Annotated in this window: 16 protein-coding genes; 7 read left to right on the top strand and 9 right to left on the bottom strand. The window is 66.3% G+C overall.

What is annotated here, in order from left to right; all coding sequences use genetic code 11:
* The first annotated feature begins 1 nt into the window (after nt 1).
* On the top strand, nt 2-1,051 hold the full coding sequence (locus tag PKKP23_RS25170) for a Gfo/Idh/MocA family oxidoreductase (RefSeq protein ID WP_126878882.1): 1,050 nt from the start codon (nt 2-4) through the stop codon (nt 1,049-1,051).
* A gap of 182 nt (nt 1,052-1,233) precedes the next feature.
* Nucleotides 1,234-1,467, top strand: a complete 234-nt coding sequence (locus PKKP23_RS25165; RefSeq protein ID WP_114814772.1) for a sulfurtransferase TusA family protein — start codon at nt 1,234-1,236, stop codon at nt 1,465-1,467.
* A 137-nt stretch (nt 1,468-1,604) separates the two neighbouring features.
* On the opposite strand, the gene PKKP23_RS25160 is transcribed toward PKKP23_RS25165, so the two are convergent.
* Complete coding sequence (locus PKKP23_RS25160; RefSeq protein WP_126878881.1) at nt 1,605-2,771, bottom strand: cupin-like domain-containing protein; 1,167 nt, start codon at nt 2,769-2,771, stop codon at nt 1,605-1,607.
* 374 nt (nt 2,772-3,145) lie between these two features.
* On the opposite strand from PKKP23_RS25160, the gene PKKP23_RS25155 reads away from it, so the two are divergent.
* The 3 genes from PKKP23_RS25155 (at nt 3,146) to PKKP23_RS25145 (ending at nt 6,306) form a co-directional block, all read left to right on the top strand.
* Complete coding sequence (locus tag PKKP23_RS25155) at nt 3,146-4,690, top strand: methyl-accepting chemotaxis protein (RefSeq protein ID WP_126878880.1); 1,545 nt, start codon at nt 3,146-3,148, stop codon at nt 4,688-4,690.
* 114 nt (nt 4,691-4,804) lie between these two features.
* Nucleotides 4,805-5,116 carry a hypothetical protein gene (locus tag PKKP23_RS25150; protein ID WP_126878879.1) on the top strand — a complete coding sequence of 104 codons (312 nt, stop codon included), beginning with the start codon at nt 4,805-4,807 and terminating at the stop codon, nt 5,114-5,116.
* A gap of 173 nt (nt 5,117-5,289) precedes the next feature.
* The gene (locus PKKP23_RS25145) at nt 5,290-6,306 is read left to right on the top strand and encodes a cyclic nucleotide-binding domain-containing protein (protein WP_126878878.1); all 1,017 of its coding nucleotides are present in this window, start codon (nt 5,290-5,292) and stop codon (nt 6,304-6,306) included.
* Nucleotides 6,307-6,328: 22 nt separating this feature from the next.
* Here the strand turns inward: PKKP23_RS25145 and PKKP23_RS25140 are convergent, their stop codons facing one another.
* From PKKP23_RS25140 to PKKP23_RS25115, 6 genes are all read right to left on the bottom strand, one after another.
* Nucleotides 6,329-6,667 carry a transposase gene (locus tag PKKP23_RS25140; RefSeq protein WP_161978139.1) on the bottom strand — a complete coding sequence of 113 codons (339 nt, stop codon included), beginning with the start codon at nt 6,665-6,667 and terminating at the stop codon, nt 6,329-6,331.
* A gap of 131 nt (nt 6,668-6,798) precedes the next feature.
* Nucleotides 6,799-7,113, bottom strand: a complete 315-nt coding sequence (locus PKKP23_RS25135) for a hypothetical protein (RefSeq protein WP_126878876.1) — start codon at nt 7,111-7,113, stop codon at nt 6,799-6,801.
* A 257-nt stretch (nt 7,114-7,370) separates the two neighbouring features.
* Entirely contained in the window at nt 7,371-10,070 is a 2,700-nt protein-coding gene (gene mgtA, locus PKKP23_RS25130) for a magnesium-translocating P-type ATPase (protein ID WP_126878875.1), read from the bottom strand.
* 355 nt (nt 10,071-10,425) lie between these two features.
* Complete coding sequence (gene galU, locus PKKP23_RS25125) at nt 10,426-11,307, bottom strand: UTP--glucose-1-phosphate uridylyltransferase GalU (RefSeq protein WP_017777743.1); 882 nt, start codon at nt 11,305-11,307, stop codon at nt 10,426-10,428.
* Between the two features lie 97 nt (nt 11,308-11,404).
* A complete protein-coding gene (locus tag PKKP23_RS25120) occupies nt 11,405-14,284 on the bottom strand; it encodes a valine--tRNA ligase (protein WP_126878874.1) in 2,880 nt (959 codons plus the stop codon).
* 343 nt (nt 14,285-14,627) lie between these two features.
* Complete coding sequence (locus PKKP23_RS25115; RefSeq protein WP_126878873.1) at nt 14,628-15,548, bottom strand: CHAP domain-containing protein; 921 nt, start codon at nt 15,546-15,548, stop codon at nt 14,628-14,630.
* A 432-nt stretch (nt 15,549-15,980) separates the two neighbouring features.
* Here PKKP23_RS25115 and PKKP23_RS25110 point away from each other — a divergent pair, with 432 nt between their 5' ends.
* On the top strand, nt 15,981-18,344 hold the full coding sequence (locus tag PKKP23_RS25110) for a UvrD-helicase domain-containing protein (RefSeq protein ID WP_126878872.1): 2,364 nt from the start codon (nt 15,981-15,983) through the stop codon (nt 18,342-18,344).
* A 48-nt stretch (nt 18,345-18,392) separates the two neighbouring features.
* Nucleotides 18,393-19,184, top strand: a complete 792-nt coding sequence (locus PKKP23_RS25105; protein WP_126878871.1) for a 5'-methylthioadenosine/adenosylhomocysteine nucleosidase — start codon at nt 18,393-18,395, stop codon at nt 19,182-19,184.
* A gap of 140 nt (nt 19,185-19,324) precedes the next feature.
* Here the strand turns inward: PKKP23_RS25105 and PKKP23_RS25100 are convergent, their stop codons facing one another.
* Entirely contained in the window at nt 19,325-21,229 is a 1,905-nt protein-coding gene (locus PKKP23_RS25100; protein ID WP_126878870.1) for a propionate--CoA ligase, read from the bottom strand.
* 369 nt (nt 21,230-21,598) lie between these two features.
* Nucleotides 21,599-22,477, bottom strand: a complete 879-nt coding sequence (locus PKKP23_RS25095; protein ID WP_017777749.1) for an efflux RND transporter periplasmic adaptor subunit — start codon at nt 22,475-22,477, stop codon at nt 21,599-21,601.
* Between the last annotated feature and the right edge of the window lie 48 nt (nt 22,478-22,525).

The raw sequence follows: 22,525 nt of genomic DNA, 5'->3' as shown, positions 1-22,525 counted from the left end.
GATGGCGACAACAGCCAACATCACCGCTTCAGGTCCGCTGCGCATTGGCGTGGTGGGGCTCGGGCGGCTCGGGCGGCGCCATGCCGAAAACCTTGCGTTCCGCGTGCCGGGCGCGGCGCTCGCTGCGGCGTGCAGTCCGCTCGCCGAGGAATGCGCGTGGGCGCGCGAGCGCTTTGCCGCCACGCGCGTCTACGACGACTACGCGGCGCTGCTTGCCGACGACGCTGTAGACGCCGTGTGGCTCGTCACGCCGTCTTCGCTGCACGCGCAGCAGATCGTCGATGCGCTGCATGCGGGCAAGCACGTGTTCTGCGAGAAGCCGCTTTCGCTCGACGTGGCCGAATGCGAACGCGTGCTCGGCGTGGCCGCGCGCTATCCGCATCTCAAGGTGACCATCGGCTTCATGCGCCGTTTCGATCCGAGCTATCGCGACGCGTTCGGCAAGGTGCAGGCGGGCGCGATTGGCCGCCCGTTCCTCGTGCGCTCGCAGACCTGCGACCAGAACGACCCCGAAGGCTTCTTCGTGCGTTTCGCTCCCACCTCGGGCGGCATCTTTCTGGACTGCACCGTGCACGACATCGACGTGGCGCGCTGGCTGCTCGGCTTTCCGCGTGCCAAACGCGTCTACGCGAGCGGCACGATCGCGCTGCACGAGGGACTGCGCGCAGCAGGCGATGTGGATAACGGCGTGGCGATCTGCGAATTCGAAGGCGGGCAGCTCGCGGTGTTCTACGCGTCGCGCACCATGGCGCACGGCAACGATACGTCGTCGGAGGTGATCGGCACGGCGGGCGCGCTCACGGTGGGGCGCACTCCTCGCGCGAATCGCGTGGAGATTTACGACGGTACCGGCATTCGCAACGAATGCACGCCGACCTTCTTCGACCGCTTCGAAGAGGCGTTCCTGTGCGAGGCGCAGGCGTTCGTCGCCGCTGTGACGAACGGCGAGCAGGCGGGCGCCACGCTCGCGGACGCGCTGGAGGCAACGCGCATCGGCAGCGCGCTGCGCCGTTCGCTCGAAACCGGCGAGGCGGTGACGTTGCAGGCGTGAGGTGGAAGGTCGGGGCGGAGTTGGGCGTGATGCATCGCGCGCACGCTTTGTGTCCCTGCCCACGATGGCATGTGGCCGCGGCAGCCTGCGCAGCGTTGCGCAGCGGTGCAACAGCGGCTGCGGTAAAATCCGGCCTTCTACGAGCGCGCCGCTGGCGCGCCTCTCCCGAAGGTCGAACACCGATGCAAACTCAGGTTCACAAGGAAGTGGATGCGCGCGGACTCAACTGTCCGCTGCCCATCCTGCGCGCCAAGAAGGCGCTGGCCGACATGGAAAGCGGGCAGATTCTGAAGGTGCTCGCCACCGATCCGGGCTCGCAACGCGACTTCGCCGCCTTCGCGAAGCAGACGGGCAACGAGATCGTGGAAAGCTCGGTGGAAGACAAGACCTTCGTGTTTCTGATGCGGCGGCGCTAGGCGGCCGCTGTTTCTGTTTCAGGCCGGTCGTGAAGTGGTGGACGACCGGTTTCTCCTCCTGCCGTGAGCCGCTCCTGCCGGTTTTTTATCCGGCTTTACGTTTCTCCCCCCCGCAGCTTTTCCCGGCGCTTCGGCCATCACACGAGGGACCGCAGTCGCGTGATCCTGTCGTCGCTCAATACGCGGCTCACCGAAAGCACGTCGTCCACCGCCCATACGCAGTGAAACCAGCCCGTCGGCACGATCAGCAGATCGCCCGGCGCCAGTAGCACGTCGACACCCTGTGCCTCGGCAAAGCGCGGGTGCCGCTCGAAGTCGGGCGCGTCGACGTCCACGGCGCAGGGGCGGTAGCTGTTGAACGCATCGAGCGCGTAGAGCGCGCGTTCCTGGCTCGGACCATAGAGCCGCACGCGCTTGCGTCCCAGCACCTGCGCGAGAAACGAGTTGCCGAGATCGCAATGCAGGCGCGTGACCGCTTGCGCGCAGCGCCGGCCGGCCCACAGCTGCCCGGGGCCGAGTGCGTCGCGGGGCACGAGCGGCATTGCGAAGCGTGCTTCCCAGTCGGGCGGCAGCAGGCAGCCTTCGGTGTACGAAGTGGTGTTCGATGCTGCGGTGGCCGAAAACGCGTCGATCAGCGCGCTCACGCACACGTGACGGCCTTCTCCCGACACGATGGGCAGTACCGTCTCGCCTTCACGCGCGTGCCAGTCGGCGGCCGTCCATTGCGTCTCGGGCCAGTCGAGCACGCCGGCGAGATGCAGCGGCGTGCTCGATTGCAGCGCGCTCACCGCGTGCCCGAGCAGCTCACGCGAGGCGGCGTCGTGTAGAGAGAGGCGCGGCACCGTCTGTATCGACTCCGGCGCGTGTGCACGGGCTCGTGCGAGCGCGGCGCGCTGCGTGGCATCGGGCCGCTTGAGCAATTGAATCCAGTACGCCGCAATCCGGCTCGCTCCCGTGATGCGCGCGCCGCCCATGGCGAGACTTTGCGCGCTGCGCAGATCGAACGACGTGGGGTGGGCCAGCACGTGTTCGATCAGCGCGCGCGACAACGTCAGCGTGCACATGGCGGGCGGTTGCAGACTGCCTTCGCGCAGCGCAACCGATTGCACGGCGGTGCCCATCACGAAGCGCCAGGGCGCGTGCTCGTGGTCGCTCACGATCAGATCGAGCGTGGACGTCTGTGCCGGCGCGATGTAGTGCTCGGCAAGGCGTTCGGTGAGCCGTTCGATCGTCTGGCTCATCGAGGCAGACATCGAAGCAGAGGCGTCGGGCGACGGCGCGGCGAGTGGTGTTTCAGCAGACATATGTTTCAGCAGACGTAAGGCCCAGGCGAAGGGTGTCGGATGAACGCCGGGCTGGCGCTTGACGCGCTCCGAATCTTTTTACCCGCTTCACAGCGGCGCAACGGCGAACCGTGCGACGGCACGTGCGGCGACACGAAGCGATCCACGCTGCGCATCATGATGCGATGTGCATGGCGAGAGCCTCGCCCCACAAGCGCGGGCTCTTCCTGTCGCGCAAAAATGCAAGCCCTGTTCAGCTCGCGCTGACGTGTGAAGAGGCCGTGGCGCGCGCCGCGCCACGGTGAAATCTGTCTGCATCGCGACACGTCTGCACTTCAGGAATGCTCACTGGTTGACGATAAATAGCGAACACGTAATTCGCTTCAGGGGGCGTCATGCGAAACAATCAGCCTGTCACGCAGCACGAATTTGAATTTCCCGACAACGCCACGCTGATGTCCACCACGGACACGCAGAGCTACATCACCTACGCCAACGCGGCGTTCATTCAGGTCAGCGGATTTTCCGAGGAAGAAATTCAGGGCCAGCCACACAACATCGTGCGCCACCCCGACATGCCGCAAGAAGCGTTCGCCGACATGTGGGCCACGCTGAAGGGCGGCGAACCGTGGACGGCGCTCGTGAAGAACCGTCGCAAGAACGGCGACCATTACTGGGTGCGGGCCAATGCGATACCGGTGGTGCGCAACGGACAGGCCGCGGGCTACATGTCCGTGCGAACCAAGGCGACGCGCGAGGAAATCGCCGCGGCCGAGTCGCTCTATCGTGACTTCCGCGAGGGCAAGGCCGGCAACCAGCGCTTTCACAAGGGGCTGATCGTGCGACGTGGCCTGATGGGTTGGACTTCGCTGCTGAAGACAATGCCTGTGCGCTGGCGCATCCGGTCCGCGCTGCTCGTCATGCTGCCGGCGATGGTCGCGGCGGCGTGGCAGCTCGGCTTGACGGGCGGCGCGCTGGGCGGCTTTGCGGCCCTGATGGCGCTCGTTTCGTTCATGGCCACGTGGTGGCTCGAATCGCAGATCTCGCGGCCGCTCGAGCAGGTGCTCGCCCAGGCGCTGCGCGTGGCCACGGGCGAAAGCCAGAACGTGGTTCACATGGACCGGGTCGACGAAATCGGCATGACGCTGCGCACTATCAGCCAGCTCGGCCTCATGTTCCGCTGGCTCATCGGCGACGTGAGCGAGCAGGTCATCAACGTGCAGCGTGCGAGCGACGAGATCGCGCAGGGCAACACCGATCTGAGCAAGCGCACCGAGCAGGCGGCCTTCAGCGTGCAGCAGACCGCGGCATCGATGGCGCAGATGACGTCCACCGTGAAGAGCAATGCCGAAACGGCGCTTCAGGCCAACACGCTGTCGGGTTCGGCGAGCAGCACGGCCGCGAAGGGCGGACGCGCAGTATCCGAAGTCGTGCACACCATGAACGAGATCACCGAGAGCTCGCGGCGCATTGCGGACATCATCGGCGTGATCGACGGCATCGCGTTTCAGACCAACATCCTTGCGCTGAACGCCGCGGTGGAGGCGGCGCGCGCCGGCGAGCAGGGGCGCGGCTTCGCCGTGGTGGCGGGCGAGGTGCGCGGGCTCGCGCAGCGCAGCGCGAACGCGGCGCGCGAGATCAAAGACCTGATCGGCGCGAGCGTGGAGCGCGTGGCGTCGGGCGCGCGGCTCGTGGACGACGCGGGCACGACGATGGACGAGATCGTCGCGCAGGTCAAACGCGTGTCGGACCTCATCGCCGAAATTCGCGCGGCTACCGAAGAGCAGAGCAGCGGCGTGACGCAAGTGGACGCGGCGGTGGGCGAACTGGACCGCATTACGCAGCAGAACGCGGCGCTCGTCGAAGAGAGCACGGCGGCATCGGAGAGCCTCAAGCAACAGGCCACGCGTCTTGTCGATGCCGTGAGCGTATTTCGTTGAGGCACGCCGCCCGAGGCCGCGGTGTGTCCGCAGCCTGGCTGATACAGATCAACGTGCCCACCGTTTGCGTATGGCAATTGTCTCGTGGTCATTCACGGCGTGGGCGAGGGCGCCATGACCAATCCGCATACCATTCGGCTGCCTGGCGCCTTGCGCGACGGACGCGAGACGGTCGATGTCGCCGCACTGCTCGACGACGAACAGTTCGCCTCCCGCCAGGTGGCGTTTCTGCAAGCGGTGTACGGCTACGCCGACTATCTGCGCAGCTGTGCGCGGCCCACGCCCGTGGCTGATGCGTTCCTGTGCGCGATCGTGAATCTGCTCGAAGGCATCGCGCTCAACGATACGAGCGAGAGCGCGGTCTGCCGCGAGCAGCTCGTGCGCGTCATGGCGGCGCTGTCCGCGCAGGCGGCGTCAGGCCGCTGAAGGCGGCGGACAGGGCCGCGACGGCTGTCACAGTTGTGCTATAAAGGGTGCGCCTTCGACCGGATCCGGTCACCTCGTCTGGTTACCTTACCCGGTTACTTCATCGACATGCCGTAGCGCTGCCATGCCGTCCATGTCGAGTTCTCTGGACGCCAATTCAGGTCAATAACACTGTGCGCGACTGGTACGCATTGTTCGACGACGTCAAAACGCGGGGCCGCTTCGCAAGCGACGCCCAGCTTGCAGAAGCGCTCCATCTCACCCGTGCGCAGATATCGGCCTGGCGCAACGGTAAAAGCGATCTCGGCACCCTCGTCAAGCTTCGCATTCTCGACGTACTCGGCCACAGCGACGTGCGCTCTGCCGTGCTGAGCCTGCTGCCCGAAAGAAACCGCGACACGCTGATCCAGGAACACCTCGCGCTTGTGCGACGCGTCGCGGAGCATGCGGCAGCAGGTGCCGGCACAAATGGCGGTTCGCGCACGGCCCGTGCGTCGGCGCCCGGCAACCGGCTGCTCGCCGCACTTTCGCCGCGCGAGCGCGAGCGCCTCGAACCGCATCTCGCACCGGTGGCGATGCCGCTCGGCCAGGTCGTGTTCCGGCAAGGCGAGCCGCTCACCAACGTGTATCTGCCGACCACCGCAATCGTCGCGATCTTTCATGCCACGGCGGACCGCGCGCCGCTCGGCGTGGCAGTGGTGGGCAACGAAGGGTTGCTGGGCCTTTCCGCCTGCATCGGCGAGCCGCATGCCGCAAGGCGCGCCGTCGTGCAAGGCGCCGGCGAGGCGTTCCGGTTGAGCGTCGACGTGGCGCGCCGCGAGTTCGCTCTGGCAGGTGCGTTTCAGCGGGTGATGCTGCGCTATACCCAGGCCCTCATGGCGCAGATGGCGCAGATTGCCTTGTGCGTCCACCACCACACGCCGCGTCAGCAGATGTGCCGCTGGCTGTTGCAGACGCTCGCCCGCCAGGATTCCGACGAAATCCGTTTCAGCCAGAGGGTGTTTCCGGACGTGCTCGGTGCGCACGCGGCAGAGGCGCTCGACGAACTGAAGTCGCTCGAAGCGAGCGGCGCGCTGCGTTGCCGTCCAGGATCCATTCGCGTGCTCGATCGCGCCGCGATCGAAGCGGCCGCGTGCGAATGCCATGCCGTGCTCGAAAGGGAGTACGGCCGCATCTTCGGGGCAAGCTGACCGGGCGCGGGGCCGGCCCGCGTCAGTTCCCGGCGTGCGCTACGTCGGCGCGCATCGTGTCCCAGCCGAGCGCCCGCACCACCTGATCGACGAGGCCGCTTCGGCGCCACGCCACGAACCGGTTGTAGCAGGTCTGCTGCGCCGGGTAGCAGGACGGTAGCCGGTGCCATTTCTCACCGCTCGTCATGACCCAGAAGACAGCATCGAGCACGGCCCGGTCGGGGCATTTTCGCCGGCCGCCGTGTTTCGTCTCGTCGCTCGAGAACAGATGGGCGACCCGCATCCATTGTTCGTCCGATACCCGGCGCTCCGGCGCCGAGAGGCGAAAAGCCGTGACCCCCAGACCGATCTCGTGATGCATGGCAACCCCCTCGTATTCCAGTTCCGTGGGAACTGGTGTTGTCGTTCTGCATGCGCCTGTCGATGAATGCGTTCTCTCGTGTTGCGGAGGTTTCTTCTTCGCGGGCCGCGTTGTGGCGCGAGGCCGCTGCATCAGCCCGAGGCTGCTTTCCACGGGCCGCCTGTGAAGGCCAGGTCGATGATCTGTTGCAGCCGGGCGAGGCCGATTTCGGTTTCGTCTGGTGAATTGAGTTCGAGCGCTTCCAGCAGATTGACGATGCAGGAAACAATGAGGTCGGCGACGGGGGTTTCGCGTCCGCATCCGCGCAAATGGTGCGCGCGACGCAAGAGCAGGCAGATCAGTTCGACCTGCTTCCCGAGGAATTGCGTCTCGTCTTGCCCGTCGGCGTCGCCCGGGCCACATTCGTGTCCGCGCAGCGCGACCGGTAACAGGAACCTGTCGTTCATGTCATATGTCCTGGAAACCCCGCCTGGATCCTGCAAGCCTCGCCCCGAAACCCCTTTGCTCCGGTTCGCGAGCGCGTATGCCGGGTTCGGCGCGGCGCTCATTGTCAAATTTATTTGACGTATAGCGTCGCTATTTTTCCTGCCGATTGGAATCGGCGTCAAGTAAATTTGACGGAAAGCGAGGCAGGGTGTGGCGAGAGGCGGCGGTGCCGGCTATACGGTTCGACGGGCGTTCAGCCGGGTAATCGTTTGCCCGGTCATCCCAACCCGACCCGCCGCACGAACCACGTCTTCACGACGTGGGTGAGCGCCGCGTAGGCGAGCAGGATCAGCACCAGCGCCGGCCAGTACGTCGCCGGCAGCCGCGTGAAGCCCAGCACGTGCCCAAGCCAGGTGAACGGAATTGCGATGCCCACCACGGCGATGATCGCGCTCGTCGCCATCAGCGCGCCGCTTGCGCGGCTTTCGAAGAACGGCACCTTCGCGGTGCGGATGATGTGGATGATCAGCGTCTGCGTGAGGAGCGACTCCACGAACCAGCCGGTCTGGAACAGCGGCGCGTTGTTCCATGCGTGGAAGACGTCGAGCATCAGGAAGTAGGTGACGTAGTCGAAGATGGAGCTGATCGGGCCTATCAGCAGCATGAACTTCATGATGTTGACGATATCCCAGTGGCGCGGCACGGCGAGGTATTCGGCATCGACGTTGTCGGTAGGAATCGCGGTTTGCGAGAAGTCGTAGAGCAGATTGTTGGTGAGCACCTGGATGGGCGCCATGGGCAGGAACGGCAGCAGGATGCTTGCGCCCAGCACGCTGAACATGTTGCCGAAGTTCGAGCTCGCGCCCATCTTGATGTACTTCGTGATGTTGCCGAACACCTTGCGGCCTTCCATCACGCCGTCGCCCAGCACGGCGAGGCTCTTTTCGAGCAGGATGATGTCGGCGGAGTCTTTGGCGATGTCTACGGCGCTGTCTACCGATACGCCCACGTCCGAGGTCTTCAGCGCCGGCCCGTCGTTGATACCGTCGCCGAGAAAACCCACCACGTGGCCTTTGCGATGCAGCGCGTCGACGATTGCCGCTTTCTGCGCCGGCGACACCTTCGCGAAGACCGAGGCGCGCTCAGCGAGCGCGGCGAGTTCGTCGGGCGTGCAGTTCTCCAGTTGCTTGCCGAGCACGATGGTGCTCGCGTCGATGCCCACTTCGCGGCAGATCTTGCGCGTGACGATGTCGTTGTCGCCGGTGAGAATTTTCACGGCGACGCCGCTCGCCTTGAGCGCGCGAATCGCCGCGGCCGCCGTTTCTTTCGGCGGATCGAGAAACGCGATGTAGCCGAGCAGCGTGAGGTCCTGCTCGTCCTTCACCGAATACGCCGACTGTTGCGGCGGCATCTCCTTGTAGGCCACCGCGACGACGCGAAAGCCGTCGGCGTTGAGCGCGTCCGTGGTTTCCTTGGCGGCCACGAAATGGCTTTCGTCGAGCGTGCCGATGTCGCCGTCCACCGCGTAGCGGCTGCACACCGAAAAAATCTCTTCCACCGCGCCCTTGCAGATCAGCAGATGCGCGCCGTCGTCGCGCGCGAGCACCACGGACATGCGGCGGCGCTCGAAGTCGAACGGCATTTCGTCGATCTTCGTGTATTGCTCGTGCGCCTTCAGCTGCTCGTGCAGCTCGACGTGTTTGAGCACGGCCACGTCGAGCAGATTCTTGAGACCGGACTGATGCGTGCTGTTGAGGTAGGCGTACTCGAGCACGCGGTCGGAGTCGTTGCCATGAATGTCGAGATGGCGCTTGAGGATGATGCGGTCCTGCGTGAGCGTGCCGGTCTTGTCGGTGCAGAGCACGTCCATGGCGCCGAAGTTCTGGATCGCATTGAGCCGCTTCACGATCACCTTCTTGCGCGACATCGCGATGGCGCCCTTGGCCAGATTGACGGTCACGATCATGGGCAGCATCTCGGGCGTGAGCCCCACGGCCACCGCGACCGCGAACAGCAGTGCCTCGAACCAGTTGCCTTTGGTCAGCCCGTTGATGAGGAACACGAGGGGCACCATCACGGCGATGAAGCCCATCATGAGCCACGTAAAGCGCGCAATGCCCTGGTCGAAGCTCGTGAGCACGCGCTGCCCCGCGATCATGTCCGCCACGTTGCCGAACGCGGTGCGCCCGCCAGTGAGAATCACGACGCCGCAGCCCACACCACTCACCACTGCGCTGCCCATGAAGCAGATGTCCGGCAGCTCGAAGTGCGAGTCGGCGCCGTGCGTGCCGGTGGCGGGCGCCTTTTCGACCGGCATGGCTTCGCCCGTCAGCGCGGATTGATTCACGAACAGATCGCGCGCGGAAATGAGCCGCAGGTCGGCGGGGATCATGTCGCCGGCCGAAAGCATGACGATGTCGCCCGGCACGATCTGTTCGATAGGAATTTCGATCGTGGTCGCACTGTGTTCGCTCACGCCTGCGGCGTGTTCGCATCCACCTGCGGCGTTACGCCTGCGCACCGTGGCGGTGGTGTGCACCATGCGGCGCAGCGCTTCGGCGGCGCGATTCGAGCGGTGCTCCTGCACGAAGCCGAGCGAAACGCTGAGTACGACCATCACGGAAATCATGAGCGCGGCGCGCGGATCGCCGAGGAACCATGACGCGGCGGCAAGCGAGAGCAGCAGCAGGTTCAGCGAATTGGCGGCTCGCGCGGCCAGCTCGCGAACCATGGTGTGCCGCGCCTCGCGAGCGACCTGATTGGGACCGACCGTGCGCAGGCGCTGCACAGCGTCGTCGGCGTCGAGGCCAGCGGCGCAGGTGCCAAGCCGCTGCATGACTTCGTCGGGCGACAGGCGCGCGAACTGCTCGAGCGTGCCCTGCGTGGCCGTGGGAACGTGCGAGCCGCCGCGCGGCGAGCGCCGCAGCCGGCTCAGAATGGGAGAAAGGAACCGCGCCTTGCCGTCCGGAAGCATCATGATCGGATTCAGAAGTGAGCCGGACACCAGCGCGCCTGGACGCTTCGAACGCTGTCCGGCAAACACCGCGATGTCTCGATTTCTCGGGCGAGGCCAGCCAGGGCGACGAGCCGGTGGGGCAGATGTTCGCACCGGTGGGCGGTGGCCAATTGATGTGAGTCAAGCGCGGGCCGGCGGGGCGCCCGTGTCACGGAAGCGTCATGTGGGGCTTTGCGGTTGCGGTGGCCACTAAAGGTTGTCCTCTGAACATGACCCTCAAACAAAAAGCGCTGCGATCCGCGGGTAGCGAATCACAGCGCTTCTTTACAGCATGAGTTTCAACGTACGGCGGCGGTGCGTGCACCACCGCGCGGCTTTACCCCGCGAGCACCGGCGAACGTGTGCGCAGATAGGCTTCGAATTCCGCGCCCACCTCGGGGTGGCGCAACGCGAACTCCACGGTTGCCTTCAGATAACCGAGCTTGCTGCCGCAGTCGAAACGCGTGCCGTGATACTTGTACGCGAGCACCTGTTCGTCGGCGAGCAGCGACTGGATCGCATCCGTGAGTTGCAGTTCGCCGCCCGCACCCGGCTTCAGCGCACGCAGGTGTTCGAAGATGCGCGGCTTGAGCACGTAACGCCCCACCACCCCCAGGTTCGACGGCGCCACGTCCGGCGCCGGCTTTTCCACGATGCCCGACATCTTGATGATCGAGTCTTCCCACTCCTTGCCGTCCACGATGCCGTACGACTTCGTGTCTTCGGGCGGGATCTCTTCCACGCCGATCACCGAGCTGTGATAGTGGTCGAACACCTCGATCATCTGCTGCATGACGGGCGGCGTGCCGTACAGCAGGTCGTCCGCGAGGATCACGGCGAACGGGTTGTCGCCCACGAGCTTTTCGGCGCACAGCACCGCGTGGCCCAGGCCCAGCGCTTCGGGCTGCCGCACGTAGAAGCAGTCGACGTGGCTCGGCTTGATGCTGCGCACGAGTTCGAGCAGCTTGTCCTTGCCGCGCGCCTCGAGTTCGGCCTCGATCTCGTAGGACTTGTCGAAGTGGTCTTCGATGGCGCGCTTGCTGCGGCCCGTCACGAAGATCATTTCGGTGATGCCGGCGGCCATCGCCTCTTCCACCGCGTACTGGATCAGTGGCTTGTCCACGATCGGCAGCATTTCCTTCGGGCTCGCCTTGGTGGCGGGCAGAAAGCGCGTGCCGAGACCGGCCACGGGGAATACCGCCTTGGTTACTTTGAGCATGTCGTTACCCTGGTCCTTTGTCCGCACGCGGTGCCTCCAGCACTGCGCCATGCCCCGCATGCGGCGACTGCTGCGGCCAAAACGGCCGCCGCGGTGTTCAGGCAGGCAGCCGCGAAAGCTGCGCGGTCAGCTTGCCAATGGTGGTTTCATATTCTGCCAGCCTTCTCTGCTCCTGCTCAACGACAGCAGGCGGGGCCTTTGCCACGAAGCTCTCGTTGCCGAGCTTCGCGTTGCACTTCGCGATTTCCGCGGTGAGCCGTGCAATCTCCTTAGACAGCCGCTCGCGCTCCGCGGCCACGTCGATCTCGACCTTGAGCACGAGCTTGTCCGTTCCCACGATAGCAATCGGCGCGCCATGGGCTTCGCCGTCGAGCGTCGCTTCGTCGGCGATGATGCGGACCTCGGAAAGTCGCGCGAGCGCCTGGGCGTACGGCGCGAACGTGGCGAGACGTTCGGCGTTGCCCGTGGCGAGCAGCGGCACCTTCGTGGCGGGCGAGAGGTTCATTTCGCCGCGCAGGTTGCGGCACGCGTCGATCATCGCTTTCAGGTCCGCGACCCATTGCTCGGCGGCTTCGTCGATCTTGCCCGGTTCGGCGACAGGGTAGGGCTGCACCATGATGGATGCCTCGCCTTCGGCCTTGCCTGCCGGATAACGGTTCGTGAGCGGCGCAACCTTTTGCCACAGGGCTTCGGTAATGAACGGAATGATCGGGTGGGCGAGTCGAAGCACGGTTTCGAGCACGCGCAGCAGCGTGCGGCGCGTGGCCCGCTGTTGCTCCGGCGTGCCGTTCTGGATCTGCACCTTGGCGAGCTCCAGGTACCAGTCACAGTATTCGTCCCAGATGAACTTGTATGTTGCGTTTGCCACATTGTCGAAACGGTAGTCCGCGAAGCCCTTTTCGACTTCCGACTCCACGCGTTGCAGCAGCGACACGATCCAGCGGTCGGCCTGCGAGAAGTCGAGATAGCGGCCCGGACCGCAGCCGCCCGCGCCGTCGGGACCGCACGCCGCGGCCTTTTCGCCGAAGCCGCAGTCGTGGCCTTCGCAGTTCATCAGCACGAAGCGCGTGGCGTTCCAGAGCTTGTTGCAGAAGTTGCGGTAACCCTCGCAGCGCGCGAGGTCGAAGTTGACGTTGCGGCCCAACGTGGCCATCGACGCCATCGTGAAGCGCAACGCGTCGGTGCCGAACGCGGGGATGCCGTCCGGAAACTCCTTGCGTGTCTTCTTTTCGATGCTGGCGGCCTGCTTCGGATTCATGAGGCCGGTGGTGCGCTTGGCGACGAGCGATTCGAGATCGATGCCGTCCACGATGTCGATGGGGTCGAGCGTATTGCCCTTGCTCTTCGACATCTTCTGGCCCTCGTGGTCGCGCACGAGGCCGTGTACGTAGACCGTATCGAACGGCACCTTGCCGGTGAAGTGCGTGGTCATCATGACCATGCGCGCCACCCAGAAGAAGATGATGTCGAAGCCCGTGACGAGCACCGAAGAGGGCAGGAAGGCCGAGAGTTCCTTCGTTTCGTTCGGCCAGCCGAGCGACGAGAACGGCACGAGCGCCGACGAGAACCACGTGTCGAGCACGTCTTCGTCGCGCCTCAATGCGCCCGCATAGCCCTTCGCCGCGGCCTGCGCGCGCGCCTCGTCTTCAGTGCGCGCGACGAACACTTCGCCGTTGTCGCCGTACCAGGCGGGAATCTGATGGCCCCACCACAGTTGGCGCGAGATGCACCAGTCCTGGATGTTTTCGAGCCACTGGTAGTAGGTGGTGGTCCAGTTCTCGGGCACGAAGCGGATCTGGCCGTTGCGCACCACGTCGAGCGCGGTCTCGGCAATCGATTTGCCCGGGGTGAACGTGCCTTCCGGCGCCGGCTTGCTCATCGCGACGAACCATTGGTCCGTGAGCATCGGTTCGAGCACCACGCCCGTGCGGTCGCCGCGCGGCACCATCAGCTTGTGCGGCTTCACGGATTCGAGCAGGCCTGCGGCGTCGAGGTCGGCCACGACCTGCTTGCGCGCGTCGAACCGGTCGAGCCCGCGGTACTGTGCGGGCGCGTTGTCGTTGATCTTCGCGTCGAGCGTGAGAATTTCGATGGCGGGCAGCTTGTGGCGCAGGCCCACCTGATAGTCGTTGAAGTCGTGCGCGGGCGTGACCTTCACGACGCCGGTGCCGAACTCGCGGTCCACGTAGTCGTCGGCGATCACGGGAATCTCGCGGTCCGTGAGCGGCAGCTTCACCATCTTGCCGATCAGCGCGGCGTAGCGTTCGTCTTCGGGATGCACCATCACCGCGACGTCGCCCAGCATCGTTTCAGGCCGCGTGGTGGCCACCGTGAGATGGCCCGAGCCGTCCGCGAGCGGATAGCGGATGTGCCAGAGGTGGCCGCTTTCCTCTTCGCTCGTCACTTCGAGGTCGGACACCGCGGTGCCGAGCACCGGGTCCCAGTTCACGAGCCGCTTGCCGCGGTAGATCAGGCCTTGCTCGTAGAGCCGCACGAACACTTCGCGCACGGCGGCCGACATCTTGTCGTCCATCGTGAAGTATTCGCGCGACCAGTCGATGGAGGCGCCGAGGCGCCGCACCTGCCTCGTGATCGTAGAGCCCGACTGCTGCTTCCACTCCCACACGCGTTCGACAAACTTCTCGCGGCCCAGATCGTGGCGCGAGACGCCCTGTGCGTCGAGCTGGCGTTCCACGACGATCTGCGTGGCAATGCCCGCGTGGTCCGTGCCCGGCACCCACAGCGTGTTGTCGCCGAGCATGCGGTGGTAGCGCGTGAGCGCGTCCATGATCGTCTGGTTGAACGCGTGCCCCATGTGCAGCGTGCCGGTGACGTTCGGCGGCGGCAACTGGATCGAGAAGTTCTGGCGTCCCGGTTCGAACGCGGGCGCGGCGTAGCCGCGTTTTTCCCACTCCGGGCCCCACGAGGCCTCGATCGTCTGAGGCTCGAAGCTCTTGGCAAGCGTGCTGTCGCTCATTATGGAAGTCTGCCGAAAAAATGCGTGAAGAGAGGCGTGAAACCTTGAATTATAAAGGGAGGCGCGGCGGACCGGCCCGCGCAGGCGGGGACGGCGCGCCGTGGGCGGCGCGCAGGGAGCGTGATGCGGACACTGAAGGGCGGCGTGATAGCGGCGCGCAACGCGTAGGGCGTCGCGCGTAAGGTGGACAAGGCAGGACCGCAGGGCCCTGTCGAACCCTGCGGCAAGGGCGCGGGGCGGTGGCGGCCTGCGGCGACGACGGCGGCGCTCAGGCACGCTCTCGCGGCCGGTCAGCCGTGTGCCCGGGCGGGTGCCTGATCGTACGCCAGCGGCAAGCCTGCCTTTACGACTTCGAGAGGAACTCCACGTTGCCGCGGTTGCCCGAGGCGCTGTCGTACGACACCACCTGCGGACCCGAGCCGCCTTCCGTGTTGTTCGAGCCGATCAGCGTGATGCGGCCGTTGTCGTTGCTCGCGACGATTTCGGTGTGCTCGTCGCCGCCGATGATCACTACGTCGCCGGGCTTCGCCTGGCTGCGGCTTTCCGTGTGCCAGCCGTCCTGCTTGAGTTCGGAGTCGAGCGTCGCGACGCTGTTGGTGTGCTGCGATTCGGGGAGCTCGCCCGCCTTCGTGAGGCACGCCGAGACGAAATTCGCGCAGCAGACGTCCGTGGGAATGCCGCGGTCCATGGGCACGTTCTGGTTGGCCATGATGCTCGCGGCCGAATGATCGAGCAGCCCCTGGGCGATGCCGGCCGGGTTGCCGGAGCCCGCGGGCGCCACGTTGGAGTCACCGTGCTGGACGGGGCCGCTGGACGTGCTGCCCGTACTCGTACTTCCGACCGCGCGGGAGCCGCTGCCATAACCTCCGCCGCCTCCGCCGCCTCCGCCACCATAGCCACCCGTGGGCACGGAGCCTGAGGTGGGCACCGATCCGTCGTTTGACGAGATCGACTGGTTCAGTTCCTGCAGCAGCGCGATCAGCACCTGGAGTAGTGCCGAGTCGAACTGGCCGTTGCCGCTGCCCTGGGTGCCTTGCGGGTTCGTGGACCCGAAGAGCTGTTGCGCCGCCTTGCTTGCGGTGCCGGCGTTGCCGTTCTGGCCGAACGTGGTTTTTTCCCAGCTGAAATAGGGTTGCAGCCCGGTCGTGCCACCCAGCAGGCTTTCGAGCTGCGGGTCGGTCGCCGAAGAGCTGTACGAACCGTAAGTGCCGGTGCCGGACGACGGCACGGTATCGAAGGACAAGGCCGAAATCGCGCTCGACATGTTGAATGCCTCCCGTGGCTTGATCCCCTTGCTGCCCTGCAGCCGCACGGACGTTTGGTGTGACGGTGCGTCGCGCGGTGCCTGGAACCCCCAGGCACCGCGCAGCACGTCCTGCACGCAAGGCGGGCGATCATTGCCGATGATGCGGCGGCGGCGGAGCCCAGCAAGCCGCGCGTGCGAAGTGGCGCACGCGAATGCGAAGTGCGCATGCGAAGCGCATGGCAGACAGCGGCCTGCGCCTTTTACCTGCGCCGGTCGCGTACGACGGCCACCTGCGCTAGCCAAGCCACGACGACCCACCTACGCCAAGCCCCACCCACCAACGCCCCCGCGTCCCCAAGCGCCCCCGACTTATAATGTCGGACGATCCGCGCCACGCGCCGGCCAGCCGCCGCAACGTCCCCCGTTTTCTCCTGATTCCCCCATTTCCTCATGCCCGATCTGCTCGCGAACCTGAATCCGGAACAACATGCCGCCGTCACGCTGCCCAACGAGCCGGCGCTGATTCTCGCCGGGGCCGGCAGCGGCAAGACGCGCGTGCTGATCACCCGGATCGCGTGGCTGATCCAGCAGGGGCTCGCCTCGCCCGCCACCGTGCTTGCCGTGACGTTCACCAACAAGGCTGCGCGCGAGATGATGGGGCGGCTCTCGGCGCTCTTGCCCATCGATACGCGCGGCATGTGGATCGGCACCTTCCACGGTCTGTGCAACCGCATGCTGCGCGCGCATTACCGCGACGCCGGCCTGCCGGCCACGTTCCAGATTCTCGACACGGCCGACCAGCTCTCCGCCATCAAGCGCCTGATGAAGGGCCTGAACATCGACGACGAGAAGTACCCGGCGAAGAATCTGCAGTACTTCATCAACAACGCGAAGGAGCAGGGCCTGCGTCCGAAGGACGTGGACGTCACCGACAACTTCAACCGCAAGTTCGTCGAACTCTACGAAGCCTACGACCAGCAGTGCCAGCGCGAAGGCGTGGTCGATTTCCCCGAGCTGCTGCTGCGCTGCTACGAGCTGCTCGCACACAATCCGCCGCTGCGCGCACATTACCAGGCGCGCTTCCGGCACATCCTTGTCGACGAGTTCCAGGACACCAATAAGCTGCAGTACGCGTGGCTCAAGCTGCTCGCGGGGCAGAGCAACGCGATCTTCGCGGTGGGCGACGACGACCAGTCCATCTACGCGTTTCGCGGCGCGAACGTGGGCAACATGCGCGACTTCGAGGAAGAGTTTCGCGTGCGGCATCTCATCAAGCTGGAGCAAAACTACCGCTCGCACGGCTACATTCTCGATGCCGCCAACCAGCTGATTGCCCACAACGCGCGCCGGCTCGGCAAGAATCTGCGCACCGACGCGGGCCACGGCGAGCCCGTGCGCGTCTACGAAGCGGCTACGGACTCGCAGGAAGCGGGCTGGATCGTCGAGGAAATTCGCGCGCTCATCAACACGGGGCTCGCGCGCAACGAGGTCGCCGTGCTCTACCGCAGCAACGCGCAGTCGCGCACCATCGAGCACACGCTCGTGAACGCGGGCATTCCGTACCGCGTCTATGGCGGCCTGCGCTTCTTCGAGCGCCAGGAAGTGAAGCACGCGCTCGCCTATCTGCGCCTCATCGACAACCCGACCGACGACACCGCCTTCGCGCGCGTCGTGAACTTCCCGGCGCGCGGCATCGGTGCACGTTCCATCGAACAGCTCACGGACGCGGCGCGTCTCTACAACTGCTCGATGGCGGCCGCGATTCCGTATGTGGTGGGCAAGGCCGGATCGAGCCTCGCGGGCTTCGCGAATCTGATCGCGAAGATGCGTGCCGAAACGCAGCAGATGAGCCTGCCGGAGACGGTCGAATACGCCGTGCGCGCGAGCGGCCTCGCGGACTTCTACCAGAACGAGCGTGAAGGCCAGGACCGTCTCGAGAACCTTCAGGAACTCGTGAACGCGGCGGCCGCTTTCGTGAGCGAGGAAGGCTACGGGCTCGACACGCCGGCGCGCTCCATTCCGCTGCGCCCCGGCGCGACCTCTGCACCCGAACTGGCGACGGCGGCAGGCGACGAAGTCGAAGTGCTCGACGCCCCCGCTATCACGGACCCGGCGCAGAACCCGGACATGATGACGCCGCTCGCGGGCTTTCTCTCGCATGCTTCGCTCGAAGCCGGCGACAACCAGGCGCAGGCAGGCCAGGACGCCGTGCAGCTGATGACGGTGCATGCCGCGAAAGGACTCGAATTCACGGCCGTCTTCATCACGGGTCTCGAAGAGGGGCTCTTTCCGCACGAGAACAGCGCGATGGAAGCGGACGGCCTCGAAGAGGAACGCCGGCTCATGTACGTCGCGATCACGCGCGCGAAGGAGAGGCTCTATCTCTCGTTCGCGCAGAGCCGGATGCTGCACGGGCAGACGCGCTACAACATCCGCTCGCGTTTCTTCGACGAACTGCCGCAGGACACGCTGAAGTGGCTCACGCCGAAGGTGGAGGCCGGGGCACGCTGGGGCGGCCGCTCGGACAACGCAGGCTGGGGGCGCGACTGGTTCGCGCGTCCCGATTCGCAACGTGCCGGCCGCGACGAATACCGCGGCGAGCCTTCCGCGCCGCTGCCCGCGTTCGCCAACGCGCAGCGCGCGGCCGAGACGGGCTTTCGCGTCGGCCAGCAGGTGTTCCACACCAAATTCGGCGAGGGCACGATTACGGCGCTCGAAGGCAGCGGCACCGACGCCAAGGCGCAAGTGCGCTTCAAGCGCCACGGCGAGAAGTGGCTCGCGCTGGCGGTGGCGAAGCTGCAACCCGTGGAGTGAGCCGCGCATCCGTTCGCGTCGAAGCCGCCCACACCTGACATCAAGAAAATGAACCAGACCACCCACGTTTTTCCGCGTCCCCTCGGCGTGCTTGCCGCGCTGCCCGAAGAACTCGGCGACCTGATCGCCACCATGCGCGCCGAGTCCGGCGTGAAGACCGTCACGCACGGGCGTCGCGACTATCACGTCGGCACCGTGCACGGCGCGCCGTGCGTCGTCACGCTCGCGCGCGTGGGCAAGGTGGCCGCGGCGGCCACCACGAGCGCGCTGATCCACGCATTCGACGTCGACGCCGTGGTCTTCACGGGCGTGGCGGGCGGCGTGGGGCCGCACGTGCGTATCGGCGACATCGTGGTGGGCGAGACGCTGCTGCAGCACGATCTGGATGCGTCGCCGCTCTTTCCGCGTTTCGAGGTGCCGTTGCTCGGCATGGCGCGCTTTGCCGCCGACGTGCGTCTCGCCGCGCAGCTCGCCGCGGCCTGCGAGCGCTTCGTGGCGGAAGAGGGCGCGGCGCTGGCGGCCCACTTCGGCACGGCGTTGCCGCAAGTGCATCGCGGGCTCGTGATCAGCGGGGATCAGTTCGTCGCGAGCGCCAGTGCGGTGCAAGCGCTGCGCGCCGCGCTGCCCGACGCGCTCGCCGTAGAGATGGAAGGCGCCGCGATCGCCCAGGTGTGTCACGAATACGAGGTGCCGTGCGCGATCGTGCGCACGGTGTCCGATACCGCCGACGACTACGCGCCGACGTCTTTTGCCTCGTTTCTCACGGAGATCGCGGGCACGTATTCCACCGGCATTCTGCGGCGCTTTCTGGAAGCGCGGGCTGGGGAGCTGGCTGTTTAGCGCAGTCCGCTTAGCGCGGCCGCCGTGCCGAGCGCCGCCTTGTTTGTCATCCGACGTCTAGCCCGTCTCCGAAGCTGACTCGCTCAACCGTTGCGGCCGCGCGCTTCATCACCCACGCGCCGCCGCAACACACCAAAAGCCTACCGCCCCTTGTCCTCATCCAGCGCCGCGCGCACTTCGTGCAGCGCCATGGCGTCTTCGATGGTGGGCAGGTCGCCCGGGTCGCGGCCTTCGGCGAGCGCTGCGATCGCGCGGCGCAGCAGCTTGCCCGAGCGCGTTTTCGGCAGCATCGATACCAGATGCACGCGTGCGGGCCGCGCGATGGCGCCGAGCTGGCGGTCCACCGTTGCTGCCAGTTCCGCTTCCAGCGTGAGCCGCGCGGCGTCGTCGGCATAGCGCCCCGGGTCGCGCACCACCACGAACGCGCGCGCGGCCTGGCCCTTCAGCGCATCGCTCACGCCCACCACCGCGACCTCGGCCACGGCCGCGTGGCTCGACAGCGCTTCCTCGATCTCGCGCGTGCCCAGGCGATGGCCGGCCACGTTGATCACGTCGTCGGTGCGGCCGAGGATCGTGACGTAACCGTCCTCGTCCTGTACGCCCCAGTCGAAGGTCGAGTAGACCTGCTCGCCGGGCACGCTTTCCCAGTAGGTTTTCACGAAGCGCGCGTCGTCGCCCCAGACCGTCTGCATGCAGCCGGGCGGCAGCGGCCAGCCGAGCGTGATGACGCCCTTCTCGCCGGGGCCGCACGGCTCGCCCGTGTGCTCGTCGCGCAGCGTGACGTTGTAGCCGTACACAGGCACGCCGGGCGAGCCGAGCTTCGGCGGCAGCGCTTCCACGCCGCGCTGGATGGCAAGCATCGGCCAGCCGGTTTCGGTCTGCCAGTAGTTGTCCACGACAGGCTTGCCGAGCGCGCCCGAAATCCACGTCGCGGTGGGCTCGTCGAGCGGCTCGCCCGCAAGGAACAACGTGCGCAGGCTCGAGACGTCCGCGGCGGTGAGCAGCGCCGGGTCCTGCTTCTTGAGCACGCGGATCGCCGTGGGCGCCGTGAACATGAGGTTGATGCGGTATTGCTCGACGAGCCGCCACCAGATGCCGCCGTCCGGGCGGATCGGCGTGCCTTCGTACATCACCGTGGTCATGCCGGCAATGAGCGGCGCGTAGATGATGTAGCTGTGGCCCACCACCCAGCCGATGTCCGACGCGGTGAACATCACGTCGCCCGCGCGGCCTTCGAAGATGTATTCCATCGACGCCGCCAGCGCCACCGCGTAGCCACCCACGTCGCGCTGCACGCCCTTGGGTCGCCCGGTGGTGCCCGAGGTGTAGAGCACGTAGGAAGGCTCGTTCGATTCGAGCCACTCGCAGGGCACGTGGGCGTCGAAATACTGCTCGCGCAGCGGCTCGTAGTCGACCAGATAGCTCGCCGCGAGCCGTTCCGGCGCGAGTTGCCGGTCGATCAGCAGCACCTTCGCGGGGTGGTGCGTCGCGCGCGCGAGCGCTTCGTCCACGAGCGGCGTGTAGTCGATCACCTTGCCGGCGCGCGCACCGGCGTCGGCGGTGACGATGAGCACGGGCTTGGCGTCGTCGATGCGCGCCGCCAGGTTGGGGGCCGCGAAGCCGCCGAACACCACCGAATGAATCGCCCCGATGCGCGCGCAGGCGAGCATCGCGAAAAGCGCTTCGGGAATCATCGGCAGATAGATCAGGACGCGTTCGCCGCGCGCCACGCCGAGCGAGCGCATCACGGCGGCCATGCGGTTCACCTCGGCGTGCAGTTCCGCGTAGGTGTAGCGGCGCTCGATGCCGGTTTCGGTCGAGACGTAGATCAGCGCGTTCTGCTGGGCGCGGTCGGCCAGGTGCCGGTCCACGGCGTTGTGGCAGAGATTCGTGCGGCCGCCGCAGAACCAGCGCGCGAAGGGCGGGCGCGAGCGGTCGAGCACGGTGTCGAAGGGCGTTTCCCAGTGGATTCGCCGGGCCTCGTTGCGCCAGAAGGCTTCGGGATCGGCAATCGACTGACGATGAAATTCGGCGTAGCGCGGCATGGCGGCGTCCCTCCGGCGAGAGCCCGTGGCCAGCGGCGCACGCGCCGCGCGGGGCGCTGCGCGTGTCTTGCGCGGCCCCGCCGGCTGCCGTCCGTCGCTTGCCCCGTGTGGTGGATTCCGTGTGATGGATTCGTCCGGGGCAGGATAGTGCAGCGCCCCCGCCGGCGGCAACGCGGGTAGACCATGATGCGCGCGCGTGTCGCGGGGGAGGCTGGAGATGTGTCGTGCAATTGGCCTACCCGGTTGCCTCGCCCGGTTACGTTGCCCGGCAGCTTCGTTCAGTGACGAAGCGCGTTTGTCCCGCTTAGTTGGCGGACTCAGTTGGCGGACTCAGTTGCGAGGCTCAGTCGCGAGGCTCCGTTGCCGGGCTCAGAGACCCTTGCGCACGTTCGCCGGCTCCACCACCACGGTGCAGGTGATGCCCGCGGCCAGCACCACGCCTTCCGGCACCTCGTCGATATGGATGCGCACCGGCACGCGCTGCGCGAGGCGCACCCAGTTGAACGTCGGGTTCACGTCGGCGAGCAGTTCGCGGCTTTGCGGATTGTCGCGGTCGTAGATGCCGCGCGAGATGCTCTCCACGTGGCCCTTGAGCACCGGACCGCTCATCAGGCGAATCTCCGCCTTGTTGCCCACCTTCACGCGCGGCAGCTTGGTTTCCTCGAAGTAGCCGTAGACCCAGAACGAGTGGCTGTCCACCACCGCGAGCCGCGCGGTGCCGGCGATCGCGTAGTCGCCGCGGAACACGTTGAGGTTCGTCACGTAGCCGTCCACGGGCGAGATCACGCGCGTGCGCGCGAGGTTGAGTTTGGCCGCGTCGAGCTGCGCGAGCGCTTCCTGGTACTGCGCCTGGGCCGCGCTTGCCGCATGCGAGGCGTTCTCGCGGTTTTCCGCCGACACCACCTGGCTGTCCATGTCGGCGCGCCGCTTCGCGTCGTCGAGGCGCATCTGCAGGTCGGCCTTGCGTGCCGCGACCGTGGCCTGCGCCTGTTCCACGGCGATCTGGTAGTGCGAGGGGTCGATCTGCATCAGCAGGTCGCCCTTTTTCACGACCTGGTTGTCGCGCACGGGCAGCTCGACCACGGCGCCCGAGACGTCGGGCGCGATGTTCACGACTTCGGCGCGCACGCGGCCGTCGCGGGTCCAGGGCTCGTCCATGTAGTAGATCCACAAGGTGCGGCCGATCAGTATCGCGACGATGAAAATGACGGCCGTCACGACGAAGCCGATGATGTTTCTGAGGGTCATGTTTCGACTCTTGTCAGCGTATTCAGCGAATGGGTGTGTGCGGTGGAA

The sequence above is a fragment of the Paraburkholderia kururiensis JCM 10599 = LMG 19447 genome (assembly GCF_003986935.1).
GTDB classification, from domain to species: Bacteria; Pseudomonadota; Gammaproteobacteria; order Burkholderiales; family Burkholderiaceae; genus Paraburkholderia; species Paraburkholderia kururiensis.
This window is presented reverse-complemented; position numbering and strand designations above follow the sequence as displayed.